This window comes from Parasulfitobacter algicola (genome assembly GCF_013315265.1).
GTDB lineage: Bacteria > Pseudomonadota > Alphaproteobacteria > Rhodobacterales > Rhodobacteraceae > Parasulfitobacter > Parasulfitobacter algicola.
The window spans coordinates 107793-131538 of sequence record NZ_JABUFE010000003.1 but is presented as its reverse complement, the minus strand read 5'-3'; the positions used below and the strand labels follow the sequence as shown (position 1 = coordinate 131538).

General features: G+C 50.1%; 23 protein-coding genes. 17 read left to right on the top strand and 6 right to left on the bottom strand.

Features of this window, described 5'->3' with window-relative positions; translation table 11 throughout:
- Positions 1-13 precede the first annotated feature (13 nt).
- Both HRQ87_RS06730 and HRQ87_RS06725 read right to left on the bottom strand, forming a co-directional pair.
- Positions 14-1744: a sensor histidine kinase gene (locus HRQ87_RS06730; RefSeq protein WP_174136586.1), complete on the bottom strand. Its 1731-nt coding sequence runs from the start codon at positions 1742-1744 to the stop codon at positions 14-16.
- Complete coding sequence (locus HRQ87_RS06725) at positions 1744-2445, bottom strand: response regulator transcription factor (protein WP_174136584.1); 702 nt, start codon at positions 2443-2445, stop codon at positions 1744-1746. The genes HRQ87_RS06730 and HRQ87_RS06725 overlap by 1 nt, the downstream gene beginning before the upstream one ends.
- A 287-nt stretch (positions 2446-2732) precedes the next feature.
- On the opposite strand from HRQ87_RS06725, the gene HRQ87_RS06720 reads away from it, so the two are divergent.
- A complete protein-coding gene (locus HRQ87_RS06720; RefSeq protein ID WP_174136582.1) occupies positions 2733-4331 on the top strand; it encodes a phosphoenolpyruvate carboxykinase in 1599 nt (532 codons plus the stop codon).
- A gap of 45 nt (positions 4332-4376) precedes the next feature.
- Here the strand turns inward: HRQ87_RS06720 and HRQ87_RS06715 are convergent, their stop codons facing one another.
- Positions 4377-5144 carry a sulfite exporter TauE/SafE family protein gene (locus tag HRQ87_RS06715; RefSeq protein ID WP_174136580.1) on the bottom strand — a complete coding sequence of 256 codons (768 nt, stop codon included), beginning with the start codon at positions 5142-5144 and terminating at the stop codon, positions 4377-4379.
- A gap of 147 nt (positions 5145-5291) precedes the next feature.
- Here HRQ87_RS06715 and HRQ87_RS06710 point away from each other — a divergent pair, with 147 nt between their 5' ends.
- Positions 5292-6977, top strand: coding sequence for an acyl-CoA dehydrogenase family protein (locus HRQ87_RS06710; RefSeq protein ID WP_174136578.1), 1686 nt, complete (start codon positions 5292-5294; stop codon positions 6975-6977).
- A gap of 157 nt (positions 6978-7134) precedes the next feature.
- On the opposite strand, the gene HRQ87_RS06705 is transcribed toward HRQ87_RS06710, so the two are convergent.
- Positions 7135-7899, bottom strand: a complete 765-nt coding sequence (locus HRQ87_RS06705; RefSeq protein WP_174136576.1) for an MgtC/SapB family protein — start codon at positions 7897-7899, stop codon at positions 7135-7137.
- 352 nt (positions 7900-8251) lie between these two features.
- Complete coding sequence (locus HRQ87_RS06700) at positions 8252-8701, bottom strand: nucleoside deaminase (RefSeq protein ID WP_174136575.1); 450 nt, start codon at positions 8699-8701, stop codon at positions 8252-8254.
- Between the two features lie 66 nt (positions 8702-8767).
- On the opposite strand from HRQ87_RS06700, the gene HRQ87_RS06695 reads away from it, so the two are divergent.
- The 12 genes from HRQ87_RS06695 (at position 8768) to HRQ87_RS06640 (ending at position 20788) form a co-directional block, all read left to right on the top strand.
- Positions 8768-9544, top strand: coding sequence for a pseudouridine synthase (locus HRQ87_RS06695; protein ID WP_174136573.1), 777 nt, complete (start codon positions 8768-8770; stop codon positions 9542-9544).
- Positions 9545-9622: 78 nt separating this feature from the next.
- Positions 9623-10441, top strand: coding sequence for a TerC family protein (locus tag HRQ87_RS06690; RefSeq protein WP_174136571.1), 819 nt, complete (start codon positions 9623-9625; stop codon positions 10439-10441).
- 152 nt (positions 10442-10593) lie between these two features.
- Entirely contained in the window at positions 10594-11478 is an 885-nt protein-coding gene (locus HRQ87_RS06685; RefSeq protein WP_174136569.1) for a 5-bromo-4-chloroindolyl phosphate hydrolysis family protein, read from the top strand.
- A gap of 22 nt (positions 11479-11500) precedes the next feature.
- Positions 11501-12694: a toxic anion resistance protein gene (locus HRQ87_RS06680; RefSeq protein ID WP_174136567.1), complete on the top strand. Its 1194-nt coding sequence runs from the start codon at positions 11501-11503 to the stop codon at positions 12692-12694.
- A 44-nt stretch (positions 12695-12738) separates the two neighbouring features.
- Positions 12739-13668, top strand: coding sequence for a DUF2927 domain-containing protein (locus tag HRQ87_RS06675; RefSeq protein ID WP_343035161.1), 930 nt, complete (start codon positions 12739-12741; stop codon positions 13666-13668).
- Positions 13669-13758: 90 nt separating this feature from the next.
- A complete protein-coding gene (locus tag HRQ87_RS06670; RefSeq protein ID WP_174136565.1) occupies positions 13759-14868 on the top strand; it encodes an SPFH domain-containing protein in 1110 nt (369 codons plus the stop codon).
- Between the two features lie 6 nt (positions 14869-14874).
- A complete protein-coding gene (locus tag HRQ87_RS06665; protein ID WP_174136563.1) occupies positions 14875-15969 on the top strand; it encodes a TFIIB-type zinc finger domain-containing protein in 1095 nt (364 codons plus the stop codon).
- A gap of 104 nt (positions 15970-16073) precedes the next feature.
- Positions 16074-18023, top strand: a complete 1950-nt coding sequence (gene thrS / locus HRQ87_RS06660; RefSeq protein WP_174136561.1) for a threonine--tRNA ligase — start codon at positions 16074-16076, stop codon at positions 18021-18023.
- A 260-nt stretch (positions 18024-18283) separates the two neighbouring features.
- Positions 18284-18589, top strand: coding sequence for a BufA1 family periplasmic bufferin-type metallophore (locus HRQ87_RS06655; protein ID WP_174136559.1), 306 nt, complete (start codon positions 18284-18286; stop codon positions 18587-18589).
- Between the two features lie 59 nt (positions 18590-18648).
- Positions 18649-19506 (top strand): MNIO family bufferin maturase, encoded by an 858-nt coding sequence (gene bufB, locus HRQ87_RS06650; protein ID WP_174136557.1) that lies wholly within the window; start codon positions 18649-18651, stop codon positions 19504-19506.
- Positions 19503-20249 carry an HvfC/BufC N-terminal domain-containing protein gene (locus HRQ87_RS06645; protein ID WP_174136554.1) on the top strand — a complete coding sequence of 249 codons (747 nt, stop codon included), beginning with the start codon at positions 19503-19505 and terminating at the stop codon, positions 20247-20249. The genes bufB and HRQ87_RS06645 overlap by 4 nt, the downstream gene beginning before the upstream one ends.
- A 2-nt stretch (positions 20250-20251) precedes the next feature.
- The gene (locus HRQ87_RS06640; RefSeq protein ID WP_174136552.1) at positions 20252-20788 is read left to right on the top strand and encodes a DoxX family protein; all 537 of its coding nucleotides are present in this window, start codon (positions 20252-20254) and stop codon (positions 20786-20788) included.
- On the opposite strand, the gene HRQ87_RS06635 is transcribed toward HRQ87_RS06640, so the two are convergent.
- A complete protein-coding gene (locus tag HRQ87_RS06635) occupies positions 20772-21095 on the bottom strand; it encodes an arsenate reductase family protein (protein WP_174136550.1) in 324 nt (107 codons plus the stop codon). The two genes, HRQ87_RS06640 and HRQ87_RS06635, sit on opposite strands and share 17 nt — an antisense overlap.
- A gap of 211 nt (positions 21096-21306) precedes the next feature.
- Between HRQ87_RS06635 and HRQ87_RS06630 the strand changes: the two genes are divergently transcribed.
- The 3 genes from HRQ87_RS06630 to HRQ87_RS06620 all read left to right on the top strand — a co-directional run bounded on the left by HRQ87_RS06630 (position 21307) and on the right by HRQ87_RS06620 (position 23726).
- Positions 21307-21513, top strand: coding sequence for a cold-shock protein (locus HRQ87_RS06630; RefSeq protein ID WP_174136548.1), 207 nt, complete (start codon positions 21307-21309; stop codon positions 21511-21513).
- A 160-nt stretch (positions 21514-21673) separates the two neighbouring features.
- Positions 21674-22441 (top strand): alpha/beta hydrolase, encoded by a 768-nt coding sequence (locus HRQ87_RS06625; RefSeq protein ID WP_174136546.1) that lies wholly within the window; start codon positions 21674-21676, stop codon positions 22439-22441.
- Between the two features lie 385 nt (positions 22442-22826).
- The gene (locus HRQ87_RS06620; RefSeq protein WP_174136544.1) at positions 22827-23726 is read left to right on the top strand and encodes a type IV pili methyl-accepting chemotaxis transducer N-terminal domain-containing protein; all 900 of its coding nucleotides are present in this window, start codon (positions 22827-22829) and stop codon (positions 23724-23726) included.
- The last annotated feature ends 20 nt before the right edge of the window (positions 23727-23746 follow it).

The window sequence follows — 23746 nt, the reverse complement described above, 5'->3', positions numbered from 1 at the left end:
GCGATATCGCCGTCTAAACCGGCAAGCCCACGACAAAGCGTGCGCCTAACGACGCTGACGATCCATCGCCTTCGGTTGCACGAATGTTTTCTGCCCATATCACACCACCATGTGCTTCGACAATTTGCTTTGAAATCGCCAAGCCTAAACCGGAATTGTTACCAAATTGTCCTTCAGGACGTTCCGAGTAGAAGCGTTTGAATATTTTTGTCAGTGCCTGTTCCGGAATACCTGGACCTGTATCTTCGACCACGACCAACACACGGTTTTCGCGTTTGCGGGCCCAAATACGTATTGCATCGCCGTTTTCACAGAAGGAAACAGCATTTGTAATCAAGTTAACAAAAACCTGTGCCAAGCGTTCTTCCAAGCCTTGTATTCGCGTTGGCTTGTCGGGCAGATCAATAACGAATTCGACACCTTTTTCCTGTGCTTCCTTGCCCAAATGATCACTTAGGCGTCGAAGAAGATTGATCAAATCAAACGTCTCTTCTTCTTCTTTGACCAGCTCACTATCCAAGCGCGATGCATTTGAAATATCACTAACTAAGCGATCCAATCTGCGCACATCATGTTCGATTACATCCAGCAAACGGTCGCGCTGATCCTCGCGCTTGGCAACACGCATTGTACCCACAGCTGATCTAAGGCTGGCCAGTGGATTTTTGATCTCATGCGCGACATCTGCCGCAAACTGTTCATTGGCTTCAATACGGTCGTATAAGGCGCCCACCATGCCGTGCAACGCACCCGACAAACGACCAATTTCATCGGGGCGAGCCGTTAGATCAGGAATACGGATGCGACCCGGTGACATTTTACGCGCATTCCGATCACGCCCTAATTCAGCCGCAGCCGCAAGATCAGCCAGCGGATTGGCAATAGTCGAAGCCAAAACAAGACTGAGACCTATTGAGACCAACATCGCGATGACAAATATCTGTAAAACCTGTTCTCGTTCTGCGCGAACAAGCAAATCAATTTCGCCCGTCGCACTGCTGATGGCAACAGCACCAATAATTGTTTCGTTGTGAAAAATCGGGGTGACAACGGTAAAGACTGTCAAACCGAATTTATCACGACCAGCACTGACCTTAGTCACACCTTGAAGCGCGTCACGCAAAAGCAACCGTGCTTGTTGTTCGGATGTCAGATCAGGTTCCTGGATCAAAATCGGCGAAAGAATCTTTGTCAGACCAGTCCAGGCAGAATTCAAGAAATCCGTAATAAACGTTGTTTTTATATTAGAAGTCAGGCCATCAATTTGGGTTAATCCAGTGCGTTCCATTCCGATGGTAGATACCAACAATTGCTGATTTCCGCTAAACACGTACACATCAATTGCATTGCGCAAATCAAGGCCGACAAGTGTTTTGTCTACATCAACCATTGCGCTGACATCCAGGTTGACCAGCTGCCCATCCGGAATTTGTGCTTCAAAGACATCTGCAATCAACTCGGCTTCGCCTACAAGGGCAGATGCACGTTGAAACGCAAGGTTGTCGCGTGAGGGGTTCATGTAAAGAACAGCCGAAACCAGCAAAATCAGCGCAAGCAGATTGAATGTGATAATTTTCCGCGCCAAAGGTGATCTGTTGATCGACACAACGCGGCGACGTTCGCGTCTAGCACGCAATTCTTTATCAACCGATCCTTCTGGCGCAACAAAATCATCGCCCAAAACAACATCGGCGTCGCGGACGGAATTTAAGTCATGTACGTCGATCTTCGGTGAAAGAGCCATTACTCTTCGTTATATCTGTATCCGATCCCATAAAGGGTTTCGATTGCGGAAAACTCATTATCGGCGGTACGCATCTTTTTGCGAAGTCGCTTTATATGGCTGTCGATTGTCCGATCATCCACATAGACCTGATCATCATAGGCCACATCCATCAGCTGGTCACGGCTTTTTACAAATCCAGGGCGCTGCGCCAAAGCCTGAAGTAGCAAAAATTCTGTGACCGTCAGCGACACGTCCCGGCCCTTCCAGCTGACCGAGTGTCTTAGTGGATCCATGCTGAGTTCACCGCGCACCATGATCTTAGTTTCTTCAGTTTGCCCGACCTCGTTCGTTTCAAGCGCATCCTGTCTGCGCAAAAGCGCCCGAATGCGTTCAACCAGAAGACGCTGTGAAAATGGCTTTTTGACATAATCATCAGCCCCCATTCGCAACCCGAGCACTTCGTCAATCTCATCATCTTTTGAAGTCAACATGATGATTGGCATCTTGGTTTTCTGACGCAAACGCTGCAACAGATCCATACCATCCATGCGCGGCATCTTGATATCAAGAACCGCAATATCGGGAAGCTTTTTGTTGAAAGCATCCAGCGCTGATTGGCCATCATTATAGGTTTCAACCTCAAAACCCTCTGCCTCAAGGGTGATCGACACGGACGTTAAAATATTCCTGTCGTCATCAACCAACGCGATCTTCGACATATTTTCTTCCTCTTTAAAGCCCAATTCATTTGGGTTCGACTGTTTGGCCAATGTCACGTTTTTCTGAATAAGACGCAACTGTTAAGTGCGATTCGGCCCAGCAGTCTTTTCATATAGCGCCCTGAAACAAGCGTCCTTGGGTCAATTTAACGCAAGGATCCGCCAGTGATTGCGCTAACCTGCGGTTGGTTGCGCTAACTGCGTTTTGTATCCTGTTCAATTGATAAATCATCATGTTAATGGAACCTCAAACGCGCTTGTTTTTGCGCGATGACAGGAGACAGAATATGATTATCGGACGCGTCAACCCAGACCATAGGCTGGAAGATCAAGGGATCACCGGGCTGAAAACCGTCCGCTATAATCTGACAGAACCTGCGCTTATTCAGGCGGCTTTACAGCGCGATGAAGGCACCCTGGGCAACGGTGGGGCATTTCTTGTCACCACTGGAAAATTCACCGGGCGGTCCCCCAAGGACAAACATGTGGTCAAGACACCCTCGGTTGAGCCGCATATCTGGTGGGATAACAACGCGGCCATGTCACCCGAAGGCTTCGATGCCCTTTATAACGATATGCTCGCCCATATGAAGGGCGGCGATTATTTTGTGCAAGACCTGTTCGGTGGCGCCGATCCCGCCCACCGGCTGGACGTTCGTGTTGTCACAGAACTGGCATGGCATGGTCTGTTTATCCGCCATCTGTTGCGCCGCCCCGACCGGGCAGAGCTGGACAGCTTTACCCCTGACTTCACAGTAATCAACTGCCCGACCTTCAAAGCAGATCCTGCCAAACACGATTGTCGCAGCGATACTGTCATTGCCATGAACTTTGAACGAAAGCTGATCCTGATCGGCGGGACAGAGTACGCAGGTGAAAACAAAAAATCGGTCTTCACACTGCTGAATTATCTGCTGCCGGAAAAGGGAATTATGCCGATGCATTGTTCTGCTAATCATGCAAATGGCAATCCTGTGGATACAGCTGTTTTCTTTGGTCTGTCGGGGACCGGTAAAACCACATTATCTGCCGATCCCGCCCGTACCTTGATTGGCGATGACGAACATGGGTGGTCTGACCGCGGAACCTTTAATTTTGAAGGCGGATGTTACGCCAAGACTATCAACCTAAATCCCGAAGCCGAGCCAGAGATCTATGCCACGACCCAAAAATTCGGCACTGTCATTGAAAACATGGTCTTTGATAAAGAAACGCTTGAGCTGGATTTTGATGATGACAGCCTGACTGCAAACATGCGCTGTGCCTATCCACTGGACTATATCTCAAACGCATCGGACACGGCGCTTGGCGGGCATCCCAAGAATATCATCATGCTGACATGCGATGCTTTTGGCGTTTTACCCCCCATCGCGCGGCTGACGCCTGCACAGGCGATGTATCATTTTCTGTCGGGTTTCACGTCCAAGGTTGCGGGCACCGAACGCGGCGTGACTGAACCAGAACCAACATTTAGCACATGCTTTGGTGCGCCTTTTATGCCCCGCAGACCCGAAGCCTACGGTAATCTGTTGCGTGACAAGATCGCAAAGCACGGCGCAACTTGTTGGCTGGTGAATACGGGCTGGACCGGTGGGGCGTATGGCACGGGATCGCGGATGCCGATCAAGGCCACACGCGCGCTTTTGACTGCGGCATTGGACGGGTCACTAAACGAATCTACCTTCCGCAAAGACAATAACTTTGGCTTTGAAGTGCCCGTTACTGTGCCGGACGTTGATGCCCGCCTTTTGGACCCACGCAGCACATGGGCTGACACGGCCGCCTATGATGCGCAAGCCAAGAAGTTGGTTGAAATGTTTGCCGAAAACTTTGCGCAATATGTGCCGTTCATTGATGATGATGTGAAAGCAGCGGCAATCGGTTAACCATATGTTGCCCCGGATGTGATCCGGGGCTTCTGTCCTCATCCGCTAGCCCATCAATGCCCTGCGGACCAAATTTAGTCCGACTACCAGCAAAACGACAAGCGTCGCCATTCGAAAGGCGTTCTGATCGATCTTGCCTTGCACTTTCAGACCCAACCACATGCCCAAGACACTTGGCACGATCAAGGCTGCCGAAAATGGCAATGTTTCTGCACTTATTACGCCTGACTGAAAATGCGCGCCCAACAAGGCGAACGCACCCAAACCATAGATAACCCCCTGAAGCCGGATCTGTTCTTCTTTTGGGGTATTAAGGGCCGTCAGATATACTACCGTTGGGGGCCCCCATATGCCCGACAATCCACCGATAAAACCAGCAAATGCCCCAACAATTGCATCCAAACGAAACGATTGCGTCAATTGTGACGGCTTCCATCCCAGCAATTGCGCGGCTGAAAACAGGATGATCGGCACGCCAATCCCCAAAAACAACCACCGCGTCGGCAAAACCGCAACCAGCTGAGCACTGGCCAGCAAAAAGACCAAGCCGACCAGTAGAAAAGCCCAGAACTTGCGCAAGGCTTTGTAAGCCTGCGCAATTCCTTGGCGCAGCGCCTGCATGGTATTTGTAACGAGTGTCGGCAAAATTAGCCCGGCAAGCGCCAACTGTGGTTCCACGACTGATGCAAGCCCTGAAATCATAATCATCGGCATCGCAAACCCAACAACGCCCTTCACCCATCCAGCGACAAAGGCGATCAGAAAGGCAAATACAAACGTTGTGACCGAAATCATTGGGAAAAACATATCCATTCAAGCGTCATAGCCAGTTTTGAATCTCGCTGCATCGCAAAAATTTATGCGACATTTTCGTGCTTAACTTAACGTTTTATTGAATTATTGTTGCGCCGCACTTGCAAACATCTTATCTCAGGATCAACTTATACAAGGACTTGATTCATGGCACACGACGGACAGGATATGCACAAAGCCAATACTGCGCTTTTACCTGATTTGCTGGCTTTAACGGCTGCGTCCATTGCACCGATCGAAGCAATTCTTGAAAAAGCCAAGTCGGCATTGCAGGCACACGTCATCGAAAATGGTCGGGTGTCTGGACACCTGATCGAGGAAAATCAGACAGCGGCCCACGGATTTGCCTGGCTGGCCACATATGTCGAAGGACTGCGTCAGATGCAGACTTGGGCAGAACGCTTGAATGCAGATGATAAGTTTGGTGAGACAGAACAACTGATCCATCAAATCGCTTTTGGTGAATACCTTTGGCAGATTTATGGTGGCATTCCCATGAACCAGGGGGAAATCCTGCGGTTGCAGGATATCGGTCTGATCCAGGATGACCAGCGCGATATGATGGTCCCCGCGATCATGACACTGACTCAGTCAGGAAATACACAAGCTGCGCGCACACGCCTTGTCGAACTGATGCAGGAACAATCAGCCAATATTACTGTTGGCGCGACCGGACTGGATGACGAACTGGAAATGGTGCGTGAACAATTTCGCCGGTTCAGCGTGGATAAAGTCGAACCCTATGCCCACGACTGGCATCTGAAAGATGAACTGATCCCGATCGAGATCATTCAGGAGCTGGCCGAAATGGGTGTCTTCGGCCTGACCATCCCCGAGGAATACGGCGGATTTGGCATGTCGAAATCGGCCATGTGTGTCGTGTCCGAGGAACTATCGCGTGGCTATATCGGGGTCGGGTCTTTGGGTACCAGGTCTGAAATCGCCGCTGAACTGATCCTGTGCGGTGGTACGGAAGAACAAAAACAGAAATGGCTGCCCCGTCTGTCCAGTGCAGAAACCCTGCCGACAGCCGTTTTCACAGAACCTAATACAGGCTCTGATCTGGGCAGTCTGCGTGCACGCGCCGTGAAAGACGGTGACGACTATCGTGTGACTGGCAACAAGACTTGGATCACACATGCTGCACGCACTCAAATGATGACGCTACTGGCGCGGACAGATCCAGACACGACCGATTACAAAGGCCTTTCAATGTTTCTGGCCGAAAAAGAACCCGGCACTGATGAAAATCCCTTTCCAACCGATGGAATGACGGGGGGGGAAATTGAAGTACTGGGTTATCGCGGTATGAAGGAATACGAACTGGCCTTTGATAATTTTCATGTAAAAGGTGAAAATCTGCTTGGTGGGCAAGAGGGCAGAGGCTTCAAGCAACTGATGGAGACGTTTGAGTCTGCGCGCATTCAGACAGCGGCCCGCGCAATCGGCGTCGCACAATCCGCGCTGGACGTGTCCATGCAATATGCCATTGATCGCAAACAATTCGGCAAATCGCTGATCGAATTTCCCCGGGTGTCCGGTAAACTTGCAATGATGGCGGTCGAAATCATGGTTGCACGCCAGCTGACCTATTTTTCTGCACGCGAAAAAGACGAGGGTCGCCGTTGTGATCTTGAGGCTGGCATGGCCAAGCTTCTTGGTGCCCGCGTGGCGTGGGCTGCCGCAGATAACGGATTGCAGATTCACGGGGGGAACGGTTTCGCGCTGGAATACGCGATCAGTCGCATCATGTGCGACGCACGTATCCTGAACATCTTCGAAGGGGCCGCTGAAATTCAGGCACAAGTGATTGCACGCCGTTTGCTTGGATAAATACCAGCCTATCATCGCCTAGCAGGACAAGCGCTGAATACTTGGCCGGAAAAAGCGATCAATTCACTTTTCAGGTCTCATGTTTGATAAGATGTTGAACGCGATTATACTAGCTGATGGCAGTTTTTGACGGGTTGGACTGACCCCAGTCATCTATTCAAACGGCTGTAATATCGTCATCATCCATAGTGCTCCAACTTGCGCGTAAAACACGGGAATCCAGCGACAACTGACCGATTACCTTCTCTACTTTACCAGTATCGGCAGCCATACCTTGAACCTCTACGATGATCTCTGCGGTGTCACCGTCCCCACGGTTTACAATCTGGCACAAGCCAAGCCCCAGATCGCCAAGACTGCCAAGCAGGATCGTACGAATTTCCTTACCATCTTTATGAAGACAAGCCGCCTTTAACTGATACGTTTGAAAGCCTTGTGCGTTTCTGATTTCAGCCTTTTTTAACTTTCGAACAACCGGCCTCAGCCCCAAGTTCGCAAATACAATCAAAGATGTCAGCACTGCCGCATAACCAAGATGCCCAGACCCCGAAATCAATCCAACCGCAGCAGAGCACCATAACGTGGCTGCAGTGTTTATACCCTGGATATTAAATCCATCTCGAAAGATGATGCCGGCCCCCAGAAACCCAATGCCCGAAACGACCTGAGCCGCGACACGTGTGGGGTTAATATCATCGGGAAACAGTGCTGCAAAAACAACAAAGCCAGCAGCGCCAAGGGCAACCAATGCATTCGTCCGAAGCCCCGCCATCCGCCCGCGAAACTGCCGCTCGGATCCGATGATGGCGCCCATAGCTAACGCAAAACCCATGTTAATCGTTGCAAAAAGCAAAGATATATTGATGTCAGAATAAACTTGAACCACTGCAAGGCTTTCCACGATTATGAGCTGAGTGATCATATTGCCCAGTTAAAAGAACACAACACCCGCTTGGGTAAATACAGCCTATCATCGCTCAGCCGGCGTATACTCTTGAAGCAATCGTGCGTTTCAAGCCGTTTACTGGTAAAGTTCATATACTAGCCGAGAAAATCACCGCCACTGACCGTATCGTTCGGTGTGACAAGGTAACTGGTGAAGATGCATTCGTTTTGCGTATGAGTCCGCCGCCGCTTATATAAGTCGCCATTTGCTGTAGTGAAGAAAACCGAATTGAAAAGTATGAGCCTGCCCTTCACAGCGAAGCGCACGAGCGGCAGGCTTTCATGGGCAAAACTCTGACCGAAAAGTCAAACGCACCTGAGGTTCCCCCCTAACGGCGGTTTGCAAAGAATGTTTTTAGCAAATCTTCTGCTTCGGTTGCTGAAAGCCCATCGTAGATCTCTGGCCTGTGATGGCATTGCGAATGGCTGAACACTTTGGCCCCATGCGCAACACCACCCGATTTTGGATCAGCCGCCGCATAATACAACCGTGCAATCCGTGCATTTGATATGACAGCGGCGCACATCGGACACGGCTCTAACGTGACATACAGATCATATCCGGACAGACGTTCACTGCCCAATGCCTTGCAGCCTTCGCGCAATACCAAAACCTCGGCATGGGCTGTGGGATCTGATAATTCACGTGTTCGGTTACCTGCTTTTGCCACGATCTGACCAGAAGGCGCGACCAACACAGCGCCCACTGGCACCTCGCCCCGATCTGCGGCCAAACGTGCCTGATCTAACGCTAAATCCATATGACTTTTAAAGACCATTATCCGCAAATGCCCCAAAACAGGATACGCTGGCAAGACATAACAAAACCCGCTACATCGGCGATCATGACCGAAAACACACCCAAGGGCGACCGGATCGCCAAAGTTCTGGCCCGTGCTGGCCTTGCATCCCGGCGCGAAGCCGAACGGCTGATCGAAGCCGGGCGCGTCAGCGTCAATGGTAAGACAATCACCAGCCCTGCGCTGAACGTAACCACAGCAGATAAAATTGCCTTTGACGGCAAGCCGTTGGCCGACCCCGAACCCCCGCGTCTTTGGCTTTATTATAAACCGATTGGCCTTGTGACCAGTGCGCGCGATGAAAAGGGGCGCGAAACTGTTTTTGATACGCTGCCCGATGATTTGCCGCGGGTGATGTCAATCGGGCGGCTTGATCTGAATTCAGAAGGACTGTTGCTGCTGACAAATGACGGTGAGGTCAAACGAAAACTGGAACTGCCTTCAACAGGATGGGTGCGGAAATACCGCGTTCGCGCCAAGGGAACGCCCTCAGACGAAACGCTAGAGCCATTGCGCAAAGGCATGACAGTCGACGGCGTCCGGTATCAACCGATGGACGTGCGTCTTGACCGCCAGCAAGGCGCAAATGTCTGGCTGACCGTTGGCCTGCGCGAAGGTAAAAACCGCGAAATCCGCCGTGCAATGGAGGCTGTCGGCATCACGGTCAACCGGCTTTTGCGGATCAGCTATGGCCCGTTTCAATTGGCAGATCTGAAACCCGGCGAGGTCGAAGAAATCAAACAGCGCGTGGTCAAAGATCAGCTTGGATTACACGAAACACCAAAGCCACAGCCCAAAAGACGCAGACCAAGACGGAACTGATCTTACCTTAGAACAGTTGCTTTTATAAGCCGTGGCGTTATTGCTGCTTTTAAACAATAATTTCTGGGACACGTGACTATGGCTGATTTATTGACCATCGAGAACCTTGGCAATCTGTTGATGCTGTGCTTTTTACAAGCAGTTTTGGGATTTGATAACCTGCTTTATATCAGTATCGAAAGCCAACGCGCGCCCGTTGCGCAACAAAAAGCAGTACGTTTCTGGGGGATCATTATCGCCGTTGCCTTGCGGGTTATCTTGCTGTTTGTGATGATCCAGCTGATCGAAATGCTGGCCGAACCGTTTTATATCTTCAATTGGACAGGTATTCTGGAAGGCGGGATAAACTTTGCCACATGCGTCTTTATCGTCGGTGGTATCTTTATCATCTACACAGCAGTCAAAGAAATCGGCCACATGTTGTCTATCGAACATCTGAATACGGATGTTGAAGCAAAATCCGGCAAGTCAGCGCGGCAGGTCGTTCTTTTGATTGTCTTTATGAACCTGATCTTTAGTTTTGACTCTGTTCTATCGGCCATTGCAATCACGGATGTCTTCCCCATCCTTGCGACAGCGATCCTTCTATCGGGGCTTGCAATGCTTGTTCTTGCAGATGGCGTTACGCGGTTTTTGGAAAAAAATCGCATGTACGAAGTTCTTGGCCTGTTTATTCTGTTGATCGTCGGAGTTGTCTTATTGGGCGAAGCTGGCGTCGCGGCATCACACGCCATGCATGATGATGATCTTCAGCTGAAAATCTTTGGCTATCCGTTGATCCCAATGTCGAAAACCACATTCTACTTCGCTGTGATCGTCTTGGTCGCCGTCGAAATTCTGCAATCTGGATACACGCGCAAGCTTAATGCAGAACGCCGGACAGGCCAACAACGCTAAATTATCTGGCAACATCAAAGGGCATCGCCTATGTATAAGCACATGTGGTGCCACACACCGGGGGAATAAATGTCTGGAACTGGTTTGCAGAAGATTGCTTTTTTTCTGCTCATTGCCTTTATTTTATATGTTTCCTTGTCCGGGGGGGCGTAATGGCGCAACGATTTGGCGGCAAATTCAGCCCCGATGGAAAATCTGAAACACCAGCTGACGTTCCCAATGCCTATACTGGCAAAAAGCGAACGCGTGTCGGCGGACGTGTCAATCTGCTGTTTTTCGCACCTTTTCCTTTGGCAATACGGGCATTCTGGTCCGAACCGGTCGGTCTTGCCCTGAACCTGACTGCGTTTGGTTTGTTGATCCTGGCCGCCTGGTTGACGCGCGAAGGAATGCTGGCCCACGAAGCCTATGACGCGCGGCGTGTTGCCAAGCGCCCTGCAATCCCGCGCAAAATCTTTGCCTCAATCCTGACGGGCTGGGGTTTGGGTTTGGCTGGTTTTTCAGGGCTTGATACGCTGCTTACGCCGATCATCTTTGCCACTGTTGGCACCGCGCTGCATATGTTCGCTTTTGGCATCGATCCGCTGACCAACAAGGGCATGGAAGATGTCGATACCTTTCAGCAGGACCGTGTCGCACGGGCTGTTGGCGATGCTGAAAAACATGTGGTGGCGATGAACGATGCGATCAAACGACTTGGGGACAGGGCGTTAGAACGACGGGTGGATCGGTTTTCCGAAACCGCCCGCAAGATGTTTCGCACAATCGAAGATGACCCGCGCGATCTGACGGCTGCGCGCAAGTATCTAAGTGTTTATCTAAAAGGCGCGCGGGACGCGACGATTAAGTTTTCCGATCTTTATCCCCGCAAGAGGGATGGGGAAATCCGAACCGAATATGAAACCCTTTTAACCGATCTTGAAGACAACTTTGCGGCCAAAACCGAAAAAATGTTACTTGATGATCGTAGTGATATGGACATTGAAATTAAAGTGCTGCGTGATCGCTTGCAGCGTGAAGGGCTGAAAACAGATTAAAGCCCAAATTAAGGAGTAAATGATGTCAGAAGATGTGCGTAAAAAGGCCGAAGCAACGCTTCAGGACGTAGAAAAGATCACAGCAGTAGTTTTGCCCGAACCCAAAGGCGAATTAATCACGCTTGACCAGGCCGATGCGCCATCCAGCGCCGAGATCGAAAAACGTATGGCTGAAATCGACATGTCCAATACACAGTCGATCATCGAATTTGGCTCCGCCTCGCAGTCTGAAATTCAACAGATCAGCCAATCTATGCTGGCCGATGTCCGTAACAAAGATGTCGGACCTGCTGGCGATAGCCTGCGTGAAATCGTGACAACAATTCGGGGGTTCAATGTCAGCGAACTGGATACCAATCGCAAGCTGTCTTGGTGGGAAAAGCTTCTTGGACGCGTGGCACCTGCGGCCAAATTCATGGCAAAGTTCGAAGGCGTGCAAAATCAGATTGATATGATCACGGACCAGCTTCTGGGCCACGAACACACGCTTTTGAAAGATATTGAATCGCTCGATCAGCTTTATGGAAAAACACTGAATTTCTATGATGAACTGGCGCTTTACATCGCGGCAGGTGAAGAAAAAATCAAACGTCTGGATACCCAGATTATTCCGGCGAAAGAGGCCGAAGTCAAAGCCGCTGACGAAGACAAACAGGTCATGGAAGCGCAGGAATTACGTGATTTACGCGCCGCCCGTGACGATCTGGAACGTCGTGTTCATGATCTGAAACTAACACGTCAGGTGACGATGCAATCATTGCCGTCGATCCGTCTTGTCCAGGAAAATGACAAATCATTGGTCAATAAGATCAAATCGACGCTGGTCAACACAGTTCCGCTTTGGGAAACCCAACTGGCACAAGCTGTAACGATCCAACGTTCGTCAGAAGCCGCCGCCGCCGTGCGCGATGCCACCGATCTGACGAATGAACTATTGACGGCAAATGCGAAAAACCTGCGCGAGGCCAATAAGCAGGTTCGCCAGGAAATGGAACGCGGCGTTTTCGATATTGAAGCTGTCAAAATCGCTAATTCAGAATTGATCGCTACGATTGAAGAAAGCCTGCAAATTGCTGATGAAGGTAAACGCAAGCGGGCCGAAGCAGAAAAAGAGCTGCAAAACATGGAAGTCGAACTGCGCGATACATTATCCGCCGCAAGCGCTGGTCAAGTCCGCGCGCGTCCGGATGCAGCTGACACCCAGACGCAAGGCTAAACACATTGCTGGGGGCGCAAACATTTCTTCGAACGGCCGGGATCGTGGGATTGATAGGGGCTGCCGGGTGTACTCAGCTAGAAGCACCCGAAACCCCGCCTGAAGCCGAGGCAAATATCGCCCCGCGCACTCAGCCTGCGCCACGCGTTATTCGACGGTCTGCCGAAAGTTTTGCGCTTGAACGCCATTACAATGAGCTTGAGCGTGATCTGGTCGCACAAGGTCTGTTACGCCAAGATGGCGGTGGCCCTGATGTCCCCTTCAACACGCGCAATCTGGTTGAAAACTTCATCCGGATCGCACTTTTTGATGAATACCGCCCCGCTGGTGACATCATGATCGCGCGCGAAACGGAAAGTCGTCTGCGAAAATGGGAACAACCCATTCGTATGAAAATCGAATTCGGACGTACGATACCAAAAGCACAGCGCACGTTGGATATGAATCGCGTCATATCCTATTCCAGTCGTCTATCGAACCTGACAAAGGTGCCGATATCAGTTTCTAACGATACTGCAAACTTTCATGTTTTACTTCTGAACGAAGACGACAGGCGCGCCATTGCCCCGCGATTGAAAGAAATTGTACCGGGTATTTCAGACACATCCATTCGTACAGTCGTGGATATGCCAAGGTCAACGTTATGTCTGGTTTTTGCGTTTTCTGCCGATGCAGAGAGCAGTTCGTATTCCAAAGCGATTGCGATCATTCGCGGCGAACATCCTGATCTGATGCGGCTATCGTGCATTCACGAAGAACTTGCCCAAGGTCTTGGGCTGGCCAACGACAGCGCGCTGGCGCGGCCATCTATCTTTAATGATGACGAAGAATTTGGGCTTCTGACTGATCATGACGAATTTCTTTTGAAAATGCTTTATGATCCACGCATGAAAAGTGGAATGACCGCACGTGAAGCACGCCCAATTGCAGAAAAGGTTGCACGAGAACTTATCGTTGGCCGCAACCAGTCATAACGATTGAATTTGCAGTAGGATGTTGACTTAAATACAAACAATGCCCAGCTTTATGGGGACATAGAAACTTTATCATTGGTAGGCGTATCCATGCGTATTCTGGATTTTCTAAAAGGCGAACTGATCGATGTTATCCATTGGACGGATGACACGCGTGACACCATGGTCTGGCGATTTGAACGGCAAGGGCATGCTATCAAATACGGCGCCAAACTGACCGTGCGCGAAGGTCAGGCTGCTGTATTTATTCACGAAGGCCAGTTGGCCGATGTTTTCAAGCCCGGTCTTTACATGCTTGAGACCAACAACATGCCGATCATGACCACGCTGCAGCATTGGGATCATGGTTTTCAAAGCCCGTTCAAGTCCGAGATTTATTTCGTAAATACGACCCGCTTCAATGACATGAAATGGGGTACGAAAAACCCGATCATGTGTCGTGATCCGGAATTTGGCCCTGTGCGTTTGCGTGCTTTTGGCACTTACAGCGTGCGCGTGACGGATGCCGCAAAGTTCATGCAGGAAATCGTGGGCACTGACGGCGAATTCACGATGGATGAGATCAGCTTTCAGATCCGCAATATCATCGTGCAGGAATTCAGTCGTGTACTGGCCTCATCCGGTGTGCCGGTTTTGGATATGGCCGCCAATACAGGTGAAATGGGCAAGCTGGTTGCTGCCGCGATCACTGAAACCATCGCAAGTTATGGCCTGTCATTGCCTGAACTTTATATCGAAAATATCTCACTGCCCCCTGCGGTGGAACAGGCATTGGATAAACGTACGTCGATCGGTATTACGGGCGATCTGAACAAGTTCACACAATATTCCGCAGCCCAAGCCATGACGACAGCTGCCAGCAATCCAAGTGGCGGTGGCGAAATGAGTGCGGGCATGGGCTTGGGTATGGGCATGGCAATGGCCAACCAGATGAATAATGCCGGGCAATGGGGGCAACAGCCCGCTTCTGCCGCACCGCCGCCGCCACCTGTCGAACACGTCTGGCATGTTGCGGAAAACGGTCAAACCAAAGGCCCCTATTCCAAGGCGGATATGGGCCGTATGGCATCTGACGGCAATCTGACGCGCGAAACCTTCGTTTGGACCGCAGGTCAGGATGGCTGGATGAAAGCCGAAGATGTGAACGAATTGGCGCAGCTTTTCACTGTGATGCCACCCCCGCCCCCGCCAGGGGCGTAAACCACAATGGCTGACGGTGTTCAGGAACACCGCTTTCCCTGTGATAACTGTGGCGCAGACTATCGGTTCGCGCCCGGCGAAGGTCTTTTGATCTGTGATCATTGTGGTAATCAGGAACAGTTGCGCGAAAAAGGTTTCTGGGGCAATTCAATCAAAGAGTTGGATTTTCGCAAAGCGCTTGCTCACGATCTGACGGATGATGAAATCGAAGAAACCCGTGTGCTTCAATGCGATAATTGCGGTGCACAGGTGGAATTTGATGGCGCAACACACGCCACTGAATGCCCATTCTGTGCAACGCCTATTGTCACAGGCACCGGCATCCATCGCCATATCAAACCCAAAGGTGTGCTGCCCTTTATTCTGGATGAAACCGACGCACGCAAAGCGATGACCAATTGGCTGGGACGATTGTGGTTTGCCCCTAATGGATTGCAGGAATTTGCACGTAAGGGTCGGAAAATGGATGGTATCTACGTGCCCTATTGGACCTTTGATGCCGATACAAAGACCCAATACCGTGGCCAGCGCGGGACGGTTTACTATGAAACCCGAACGCGCGTTGTGAATGGTGAACGACGTAAGGAACAGGTTGCCAAGGTCCGCTGGACCAGTGCGTCTGGGCGGGTCGGTCGCTTTTTCGATGACGTGCTTGTTCTGGCATCACACAGTTTGCCAAAGCGATATACAGACGCTTTGCAGCCTTGGGATCTGTCGCAGCTTGAACCTTATCAGCCCGAATTTCTGGCAGGGTTTCGCGCCGAAGGATACACGGTCGAACTGGACGACGGTTTTGTTGAAGCACGTGAGATTATGAACCGTGTGATTGAGCGGGACGTGAAATTTGACATCGGTGGTGATCGGCAACGTATCAGCGATATGAATACGCAAATAAGCGCCATTACATTCAAACATGTTCTGTTACCGGTTTGGCTGGCCGCCTATAAATATCGCGGTGAAACCTATCGCTTTGTCGTGAACGGCTGCACTGGCCGTGTCCAGGGCGAACGCCCCTGGTCCGCCTGGAAAATTGCAATGGCTGTTATCTTATTTGCTATCGTGGCTGGCGCTGTTGGTTTTGTTATCGCAATGGATGGATAACGTCACGGCTTGACTTGTTTCGGCCCACTCGTCAAAAGACAGCTCAGATTTTAACCCGCAATCGGGCGTTCCGTGGGCGCCAAACCGACGAGGAGAGCCAGACAATGGCACAGATTTCCCTTACTTTTCCCGATGGCAATGCGCGCAGTTATGAAGCTGGCATAACAGCTGCTGACGTTGCGGCCAGCATTTCCAGTTCTTTGGCGAAAAAAGCAGTTTCGGCCACTGTGAATGACACACATTGGGATCTGCAGTGGCCGATTAAAGCTGATGCCTCCATCGCTATTCATACATTGAAAGATGAACCACAGGCGCTGGAACTAATACGCCACGATCTGGCGCACATTATGGCCCGCGCAGTGCAGGAAATCTGGCCAGACGTGAAAGTCACAATCGGTCCTGTGATCCAAAACGGCTGGTATTATGATTTTGATCGCAAGGAAACATTTACCCCCGAAGATCTGGCCACCATTGAAAAGAAGATGAAAGAGATCATCAACAAGCGTGATGTCGTGACGACCGAAGTCTGGGATCGCGCCCGTGCTGTAAAGCACTATCAGGATAATAATGAGCCTTATAAGGTCGAACTGATCGACGCCATTCCGGGGGATGAACCTTTACGGATGTATTGGCATGGAGATTGGCAAGATCTGTGTCGCGGGCCACATTTGCAGCACACTGGCCAAGTGCCTGCCGATGCATTCAAGTTGATGTCAGTCGCCGGTGCCTATTGGCGTGGGGACAGCGATCGCCAAATGCTACAACGCATTTATGGTGTGGCATTTCTGAATAAAGAAGGGCTGAAAAAGCATCTGCATTTCCTGGAAGAAGCCGCCAAGCGTGACCACCGCAAACTGGGCCGCGAAATGGACCTGTTCCATATGCAGGAAGAGGCCCCCGGCCAGGTCTTTTGGCATCCCAACGGCTGGCAGATCTATACAGAACTTCAAGATTATATGCGCCGCAAACAACGTGCGGCAGGGTATCAAGAGGTCAACACGCCTCAGGTCGTAGATCGCAAACTTTGGGAAGCCTCGGGGCATTGGGACAAATATCAGGAACACATGTTCATCGTTGAGGTTGACGAAGAACACGCCCGCGAAAAGGCGATCAACGCGCTGAAGCCTATGAACTGTCCGTGCCACGTACAGATCTATAATCAGGGCCTGAAATCCTATCGCGATCTGCCGCTGCGAATGGCGGAATTCGGATCTTGTAACCGCTATGAACCCTCTGGCGCGCTGCATGGCATCATGCGCGTGCGGGGCTTTACACAGGATGATGGGCATATCTTTTGCCGCGAAGACCAGATTGAGGCAGAATGCGCCGCCTTTATCGATTACCTGGCCGGCGTTTATAAAGACCTTGGGTTCGAGACATTCGAGATCATGTTCGCCACGCGACCTGAAAAACGGGTCGGATCCGAAGAAAGCTGGGATCATGTCGAAAGCGCGTTGGAAAATGCGATCAAAGCAACAGGTCACCCCTATACGCTGGATGAAGGCGAAGGGGCGTTTTACGGACCCAAGCTTGATTTCAAACTAACCGACGCGATTGGTCGCGAATGGCAGTGCGGTACTTTCCAGGTTGATCCAAACCTGCCGGAAAGGCTTGAAGCAACTTACATCGGTGAAGATGGCGCGAAACATCGCCCTTATATGCTGCATCGCGCTTGCCTTGGGTCTTTTGAACGCTTTATCGGCATCTTGATCGAAAACTCAGCAGGAAGATTACCATTCTGGCTGGCCCCACGTCAGATTGTTGTGGCCTCGATCGTGTCGGACGCTGATGACTATGTGCGTGAAGTCGTAGAAACGCTGAAAGCCGCAGGCATCCGAGCTGAGGCAGATATTCGCAATGAAAAGATCAACTATAAGGTCCGTGAACATTCTGTTGGCAAAGTACCTGTCATTCTGGCGTGTGGAATGAAGGAAGTGGCCGATCGGACTGTATCGGTACGACGTTTGGGTGAAAAACAGACATCGGTTCAGGAGCTAAAAGAACTGACGGATCAGCTTTCCAAGGAAGCAACGCCCCCAGATTTGTTGAAATAATCTTTTATATGCCCGATTCTCGTGATCGAGTTTGTAACATTTGTGCCAATCTGTCGCACATTCCATTCCTTTAAACAGGGAAAAGATGCGCTATTTTCATAAGATTGGCCAGAATATGCTGAAACATTCCTCACAAAAAGCTCACATTTGCTGACGCGCATGCGACACACGCCGTCGTGAGTGGTAAGATAGTATGATAGTTCGCTACCACTAAGACACCGCAACAAGCGGTATGCGAATGAAAAAACACGAGGAACACCATGTCCAACCAAGTTAAAACTCTTGCCGTTGCCGGCGCTGTCGCAGCTGCTCTGACTGCATATTCTACAACAACTGTTAACGCTCAAGCCCAAGAAAAATGCTATGGCGTATCTCTTGCTGGTGAAAACGGTTGTGCAGCTGGCCCAGGCACATCATGCGCCGGTACATCAACAGTTGATTACCAAGGTAACGCATGGACCCTGGTTGAAGCTGGCACATGTGCAGACATCGAACTACCTGCAATGGCTGACGGATCAGAGCGTGAAGGTTCGCTTGAAGCACTGGATCGCGACCTGCCTGCATAAGTCATTTTGCGCCCTCCCCTATCTTGCGGGGGGCGCAACACTGCTTCGGAGACTTGCTCATGCTTGACACCAGCCCCTGTTTTGACGCCCTGCCTGCCAAACCCGGTGTTGGATACAAGCCCCAGCATTTTTCTGATATCATGAAAGACCCCGGCCCTGTTTGCTGGCTGGAAATTCATGCTGAAAACTATATGGGGGACGGCGGTCGCCCCATCGCGCAGCTGAAACATCTTGCACAGCGTTTTCCAATTTCTGTTCACGGCGTTGGCCTGTCCATCGGCGGAGAGGCCCAGTTGGACCCCGATCACCTTGCCCGCTTAAAGCATCTGATTGACTGGCTGAATCCCGCCAGCTTTTCAGAACATTTAGCCTGGTCAACACATGACACCCATTTCCTGAACGACCTGCTGCCCGTACCTTATAATGAAACCAGCCTGGCCCGCGTGGCAGATCACATCAAACATGTGCAAGATTTTCTTGGCCGTCAGATGCTGCTGGAAAACCCATCAAATTATCTGGCGTTTGAAGCGTCAACCATGGCCGAGGTTGACTTTCTTGCACAGATCGTCGCCCGTACAGAATGTGGGCTGCTGCTGGATGTGAATAATGTGTTTGTATCTGCCACAAACCAACACACCGATCCCGTCAGCTATATCAACAGCTTTCCAGTGGAATATGTCGGCGAAATCCATCTTGGTGGGCACGATGAAGACAAAGATGATCATGGTGCGCCGCTGTTGATCGACAGTCACGGGTGCGAAGTCGTTGATCCGGTTTGGGCCCTTTATGCCCACACAATTAGCCGCACCGGACCCGTGCCAACATTAATCGAATGGGACACCGATGTGCCCGAATGGCCCATACTGGCCGCCGAAGCCGATCGCGCAGATGCAGCCCTTGCTGCACTGGTCCAATGACCGATCAAACCGAATTTACAGCCGCTTTATTGGATCCATCCATGGCTTTGCCTGCCGGCCTTCTGGACCCCAAGGGCTTGCCGACACCGAAACGTTTCGCTGTTTATCGTAACAACGTGGCCGTCAGTCTGACAGATGCTTTAGAGGCCGCGTTTCCGGTCATCTATAAACTGGTCGGCCCGGATTTCTTTCGCGCTATGGCTGGAATCTATTTGCGGCAACATCCGCCAAAAACACCGATGATGATGTTTTACGGCCAAGATATGCCTGCATTCCTGCAACAGTTTGAACCTGCTCAGAAAATTGGCTATCTGCCGGATATCGCACAGTTAGAACTGGCGATCCGTCAATCTTACCATGCCGCCGACAGCAGTGCCATTGCACCTGATGTATTGCAAAACATGCCACCAGATCAGTTGATGACGGCGCGACTATCGCTTGCCCCATCTATGCAGATGGTAACGTCCCCGTGGCCAATCCATGCAATCTGGCAAGTGAACATGTCATCTGGCGCACCCAAGCCACAGATGCAGGCCGAAGAGGTGCTGATCACCCGGCCCGAGTATGATCCGCAAGTCGCACTGCTGCCGCCCGGCGCAGCAACGTTTATCACGGCTTTGCGCACGAAATCCTTCGGCGAAGCTTTTAGCGATGCCGCAGAACTGACACCTGATTTCGACCTGACCATAACGCTTGGCGCACTGCTTGCTGGTGGCGCCATCACAAACATAATCGAGACATAAGAATGAACCGTATCGCCGCACTCCACTCCTCTATTTTCACCCCTATTCAGAATGTTGGCGACTGGATCACGCCAACATTGGCCCGGATCGTTTTTGCGGGTGTCTTACTGATCTATTACTGGAATTCAGCGATGACCAAACTAGGCGAAGGATTTACGGGGCTGTTTAGCCCATCCTTCAATGCATATGCACAAATTTTTCCCAAAACGATGGAGGCCATCAGCTATGACGCCAGCCAACTTGGTATCTTTCATTGGCTTGTCGTCGTGGCCGGGACATGGGCAGAATTTATTCTGCCTGCATTGATCGTTGTAGGCTTGCTAACCCGTTTGGCCGCCTTGGGTATGATCGGATTTGTCGCCATGCAAAGCCTGGTGGACATTACGGGCCATGGACAGGCACCCGGTGCGTGGTTCGACAATGTATCATCCGGCATTATTTCTGATCAGCGCGCATTCTGGGTCTTTTTATTGATCGTTCTGATCGTACGCGGTGCAGGACCACTGTCGCTGGACCGATTGCTTAACCGATCAGCTTAGCCTGCACATCATTGCCCCACCCCAAATAAAGCGTTCCGTCATCAATGACGGGGCGTTTCATCACAAGCGGGTGGGCCTGTAAAAGCGCAAGCGGTACAAGTGCGCGCTGATCTTCATCCAGATCGCGCCATGTCTTTGATCTTTTGTTCAGCAGATCATCCCCAAATGCGTGCAAAAACCGCTCAAGATCTTGCTGTGATATACCATCATCGCGGACATCTGTTGTCGTAATGGAATGCCCCGCAGATTGCAGTTCCTTCATCGCCTTGCGACAGGTGTCGCAAGCCTTCAGCATGTACAATTTCATAGCATCCCTTTTCATCAAATCGGCAGTAAAACGCCAATTAAGCGTGTTAAAACAGTGTTTCACTTGCCTTTCAAACTAGCGACATAAAATTAGAAATGTGAAGACTAATTCCTGACGACCGCCCTCTTTCTTTGAGACAGCTGACGACGGAAGGCTAGGCTGCACCACCCCGCCACAATACCGTGGGCGGACGACTTGAAGGAGAAGACGAATGCCGACAGGAACCGTGAAGTGGTTCAACACGACCAAGGGATATGGTTTCATTGCACCTGACGATGGAGGTAATGATATCTTTGTACATATTTCGGCTGTCGAACGTGCCGGTATGACCGGTTTGGCTGATAACATGAAAATTCAATACGAGATGGTCGAAGGTCGCGATGGCCGCGAGTCTGCAGGCGAATTAAAAGCCCTTTGATCCCCAAAGACATCACACCTGATGCACGGCGTGTGCGTCAGGTCTGTTTATGCATGTCATTGCAAGAACTCTGACATTCTTTCAAACTACGTGTTTCCGTGACGCAAGGTAAGGTTTTCCGCACCTTACGGTTCTGCGATTTGGTAATATGTATACCCTTATGTTCAAACTTGGATTTATTATCTTTATTCTGTCAGCTACGGCATCTTTGGCTGCGTCAAATTGCGTTGTTCTACTGCATGGACTTGCCCGCACCGACGCCTCTTTCACCATTATGGAAGCAGCACTTAGCGAAGCGGGTTACAACGTTGTAAACCAAAACTATCCCTCGACCGAAGGCAACATTCATGACCTTGCCAGTAAAACAATCCCCGAAGCTATTTCGAAATGCGAAGATTACGACCAAGTTAATTTTGTAACTCATTCAATGGGTGGCATTCTGATCCGCGCATGGCTTGCCGATGAAAAGCCAGCTGCCCTTGGCCGTGTTGTGATGCTAGCGCCCCCGAACCAAGGGTCTGAAATCGTTGATACTTTGGGTAACTATAGTGCATTTGAGTGGATAAATGGTCCTGCGGGTATGGAATTGGGTACTGATACGTCCAGCACCCCGAACATATTACCCTCGCCTGATTATGAAGTGGGCATCATCGCGGGAACAGTTTCACTGAACCCTGTGTTGGGATCAATGATTAAAGGTGAAAACGATGGTAAAGTGTCCGTCCAAAGCACCATATTAGATGGGATGACGGATCATATTGTCTTGAAAACCAGCCATACCTTTATGATGAATAACCCGCTGGTGATTGCACAAGTGGCTCAATTTCTTGAAAATGGTAAATTCAAACATACGCTAAGCATGGAAGACGCGTTGACTGACGCGTTGGATTGGAAAGCGGTCACGCATCGTGTGATCAGCCGTAATTAATACCTGGACATACTTTCCAAGTTTTAGAAAATAGTTAAAATTTGAAATGTGGATATTGCAAAAATATGTTATTTTTCACTGTAATGGGATTATGAATTTTTGTGTTTTGTTTAAACTCAACTCAGTTAAGTAAAATTACATATCTTCGTAACCTCCCTATAATATAAGTGATTTCCCGTATTTTCATACATTTTTACATCCTAATCATTCGCACTACTAAAATCATTACCTAAAGTAAATTAGCCTAAAGTATTGCGTGAATTTTCCGTAAAAAAGTCCAATTGATAATGTCTAAGGCTATGAGTCAACTTAGTGGTTTGTTAGGGGGACAGCCGCTAGTGGGATGCCGATCCTTTGTATGTGTGTTTAATGAAAGAGTGAAACAATGCCTAATTATGTAAAAATTGTCGCGCTGACAGCAGCGCTTATATCCCCTGCTTTTATTGCAACTCATCAGGCCCATGCAGAAGATACGCTGGTGTCATCCGAAACTGTCACCACCCGTCTTGATCTGGGCGGCAGACAACGGATGCTGACACAACGCATGGCCAAAGCGTTTTGCTTTATCGAAAGTGGGATCAATGTTGAAAAGAACCGTGAAGTACTGAAAACGGCAGAAAACGATTATCGTACTGTTCATATTGGTATGCGTCAGGGAAATCCTGATTTGAAACTTTTTGTCGAAAGAAAACAGATCGTTATACAAGCGTGGAATGAAGTTGACGAAAAGTGGCGCGTTCTTAATAAGATTTATGAAGGAACACTTGATGGCAATATTGCAGCGCAAGACGCTGCAAGCGTCGTTGCCAACATGACACCTGAATTGCTTAATTTGAACAACAATTTGGTTGTCATGATGAATTCAGCTTATTCAGATCATATTGGTGGTGGGTTTGCGGATGCCGTACTGATCGATATGTATGGTCGTCAACGGATGCTGTCGCAAAAAGTGGCGAAACAAGTCTGCTTCGCGCATAGTGGCCACGAAGAAATTCGCGCCGAGCTTGAAGAGACGATTTATATTTTCGAAGCCTCATTGGACGCATTCATAAATGGTAATCCGAATGCGGGCATCAAACCTGCGCCTTCACCTGAAATCAAGGCGCAGCTTGAATTGACCAAAACCCATTGGGATGCTGTATCGTCTGTCGCGAAATCAGTCGCTGCGGGTGCACTCCCAGAGACAGCAGATGTTATTAAGTTCAACATGACAATGGATAGTTTTCTTTTTGAAATGAACAAAACTGTCCAAATGTTAGATACTTTTTCTGCAAATCAAAGCTAAGTCCTTTGGTGCGCGCACCC

Excerpts from the sequence above, each read along its gene's own strand:
- HRQ87_RS06730 (WP_174136586.1), bottom strand. The coding sequence starts at position 1,744 with ATGGCTCTTTCACCGAAGATCGACGTACATGACTTAAATTCCGTCCGC.
- HRQ87_RS06725 (WP_174136584.1), bottom strand. The coding sequence starts at position 2,445 with ATGTCGAAGATCGCGTTGGTTGATGACGACAGGAATATTTTAACGTCC.
- HRQ87_RS06720 (WP_174136582.1), top strand. The coding sequence starts at position 2,733 with ATGATTATCGGACGCGTCAACCCAGACCATAGGCTGGAAGATCAAGGG.
- HRQ87_RS06715 (WP_174136580.1), bottom strand. The coding sequence starts at position 5,144 with ATGGATATGTTTTTCCCAATGATTTCGGTCACAACGTTTGTATTTGCC.
- HRQ87_RS06710 (WP_174136578.1), top strand. The coding sequence starts at position 5,292 with ATGGCACACGACGGACAGGATATGCACAAAGCCAATACTGCGCTTTTA.
- HRQ87_RS06705 (WP_174136576.1), bottom strand. The coding sequence starts at position 7,899 with ATGATCACTCAGCTCATAATCGTGGAAAGCCTTGCAGTGGTTCAAGTT.
- HRQ87_RS06700 (WP_174136575.1), bottom strand. The coding sequence starts at position 8,701 with ATGGTCTTTAAAAGTCATATGGATTTAGCGTTAGATCAGGCACGTTTG.
- HRQ87_RS06695 (WP_174136573.1), top strand. The coding sequence starts at position 8,768 with ATGACCGAAAACACACCCAAGGGCGACCGGATCGCCAAAGTTCTGGCC.
- HRQ87_RS06690 (WP_174136571.1), top strand. The coding sequence starts at position 9,623 with ATGGCTGATTTATTGACCATCGAGAACCTTGGCAATCTGTTGATGCTG.
- HRQ87_RS06685 (WP_174136569.1), top strand. The coding sequence starts at position 10,594 with ATGGCGCAACGATTTGGCGGCAAATTCAGCCCCGATGGAAAATCTGAA.
- HRQ87_RS06680 (WP_174136567.1), top strand. The coding sequence starts at position 11,501 with ATGTCAGAAGATGTGCGTAAAAAGGCCGAAGCAACGCTTCAGGACGTA.
- HRQ87_RS06670 (WP_174136565.1), top strand. The coding sequence starts at position 13,759 with ATGCGTATTCTGGATTTTCTAAAAGGCGAACTGATCGATGTTATCCAT.
- HRQ87_RS06665 (WP_174136563.1), top strand. The coding sequence starts at position 14,875 with ATGGCTGACGGTGTTCAGGAACACCGCTTTCCCTGTGATAACTGTGGC.
- thrS (WP_174136561.1), top strand. The coding sequence starts at position 16,074 with ATGGCACAGATTTCCCTTACTTTTCCCGATGGCAATGCGCGCAGTTAT.
- HRQ87_RS06655 (WP_174136559.1), top strand. The coding sequence starts at position 18,284 with ATGTCCAACCAAGTTAAAACTCTTGCCGTTGCCGGCGCTGTCGCAGCT.
- bufB (WP_174136557.1), top strand. The coding sequence starts at position 18,649 with ATGCTTGACACCAGCCCCTGTTTTGACGCCCTGCCTGCCAAACCCGGT.
- HRQ87_RS06645 (WP_174136554.1), top strand. The coding sequence starts at position 19,503 with ATGACCGATCAAACCGAATTTACAGCCGCTTTATTGGATCCATCCATG.
- HRQ87_RS06640 (WP_174136552.1), top strand. The coding sequence starts at position 20,252 with ATGAACCGTATCGCCGCACTCCACTCCTCTATTTTCACCCCTATTCAG.
- HRQ87_RS06635 (WP_174136550.1), bottom strand. The coding sequence starts at position 21,095 with ATGAAATTGTACATGCTGAAGGCTTGCGACACCTGTCGCAAGGCGATG.
- HRQ87_RS06630 (WP_174136548.1), top strand. The coding sequence starts at position 21,307 with ATGCCGACAGGAACCGTGAAGTGGTTCAACACGACCAAGGGATATGGT.
- HRQ87_RS06625 (WP_174136546.1), top strand. The coding sequence starts at position 21,674 with ATGTTCAAACTTGGATTTATTATCTTTATTCTGTCAGCTACGGCATCT.
- HRQ87_RS06620 (WP_174136544.1), top strand. The coding sequence starts at position 22,827 with ATGCCTAATTATGTAAAAATTGTCGCGCTGACAGCAGCGCTTATATCC.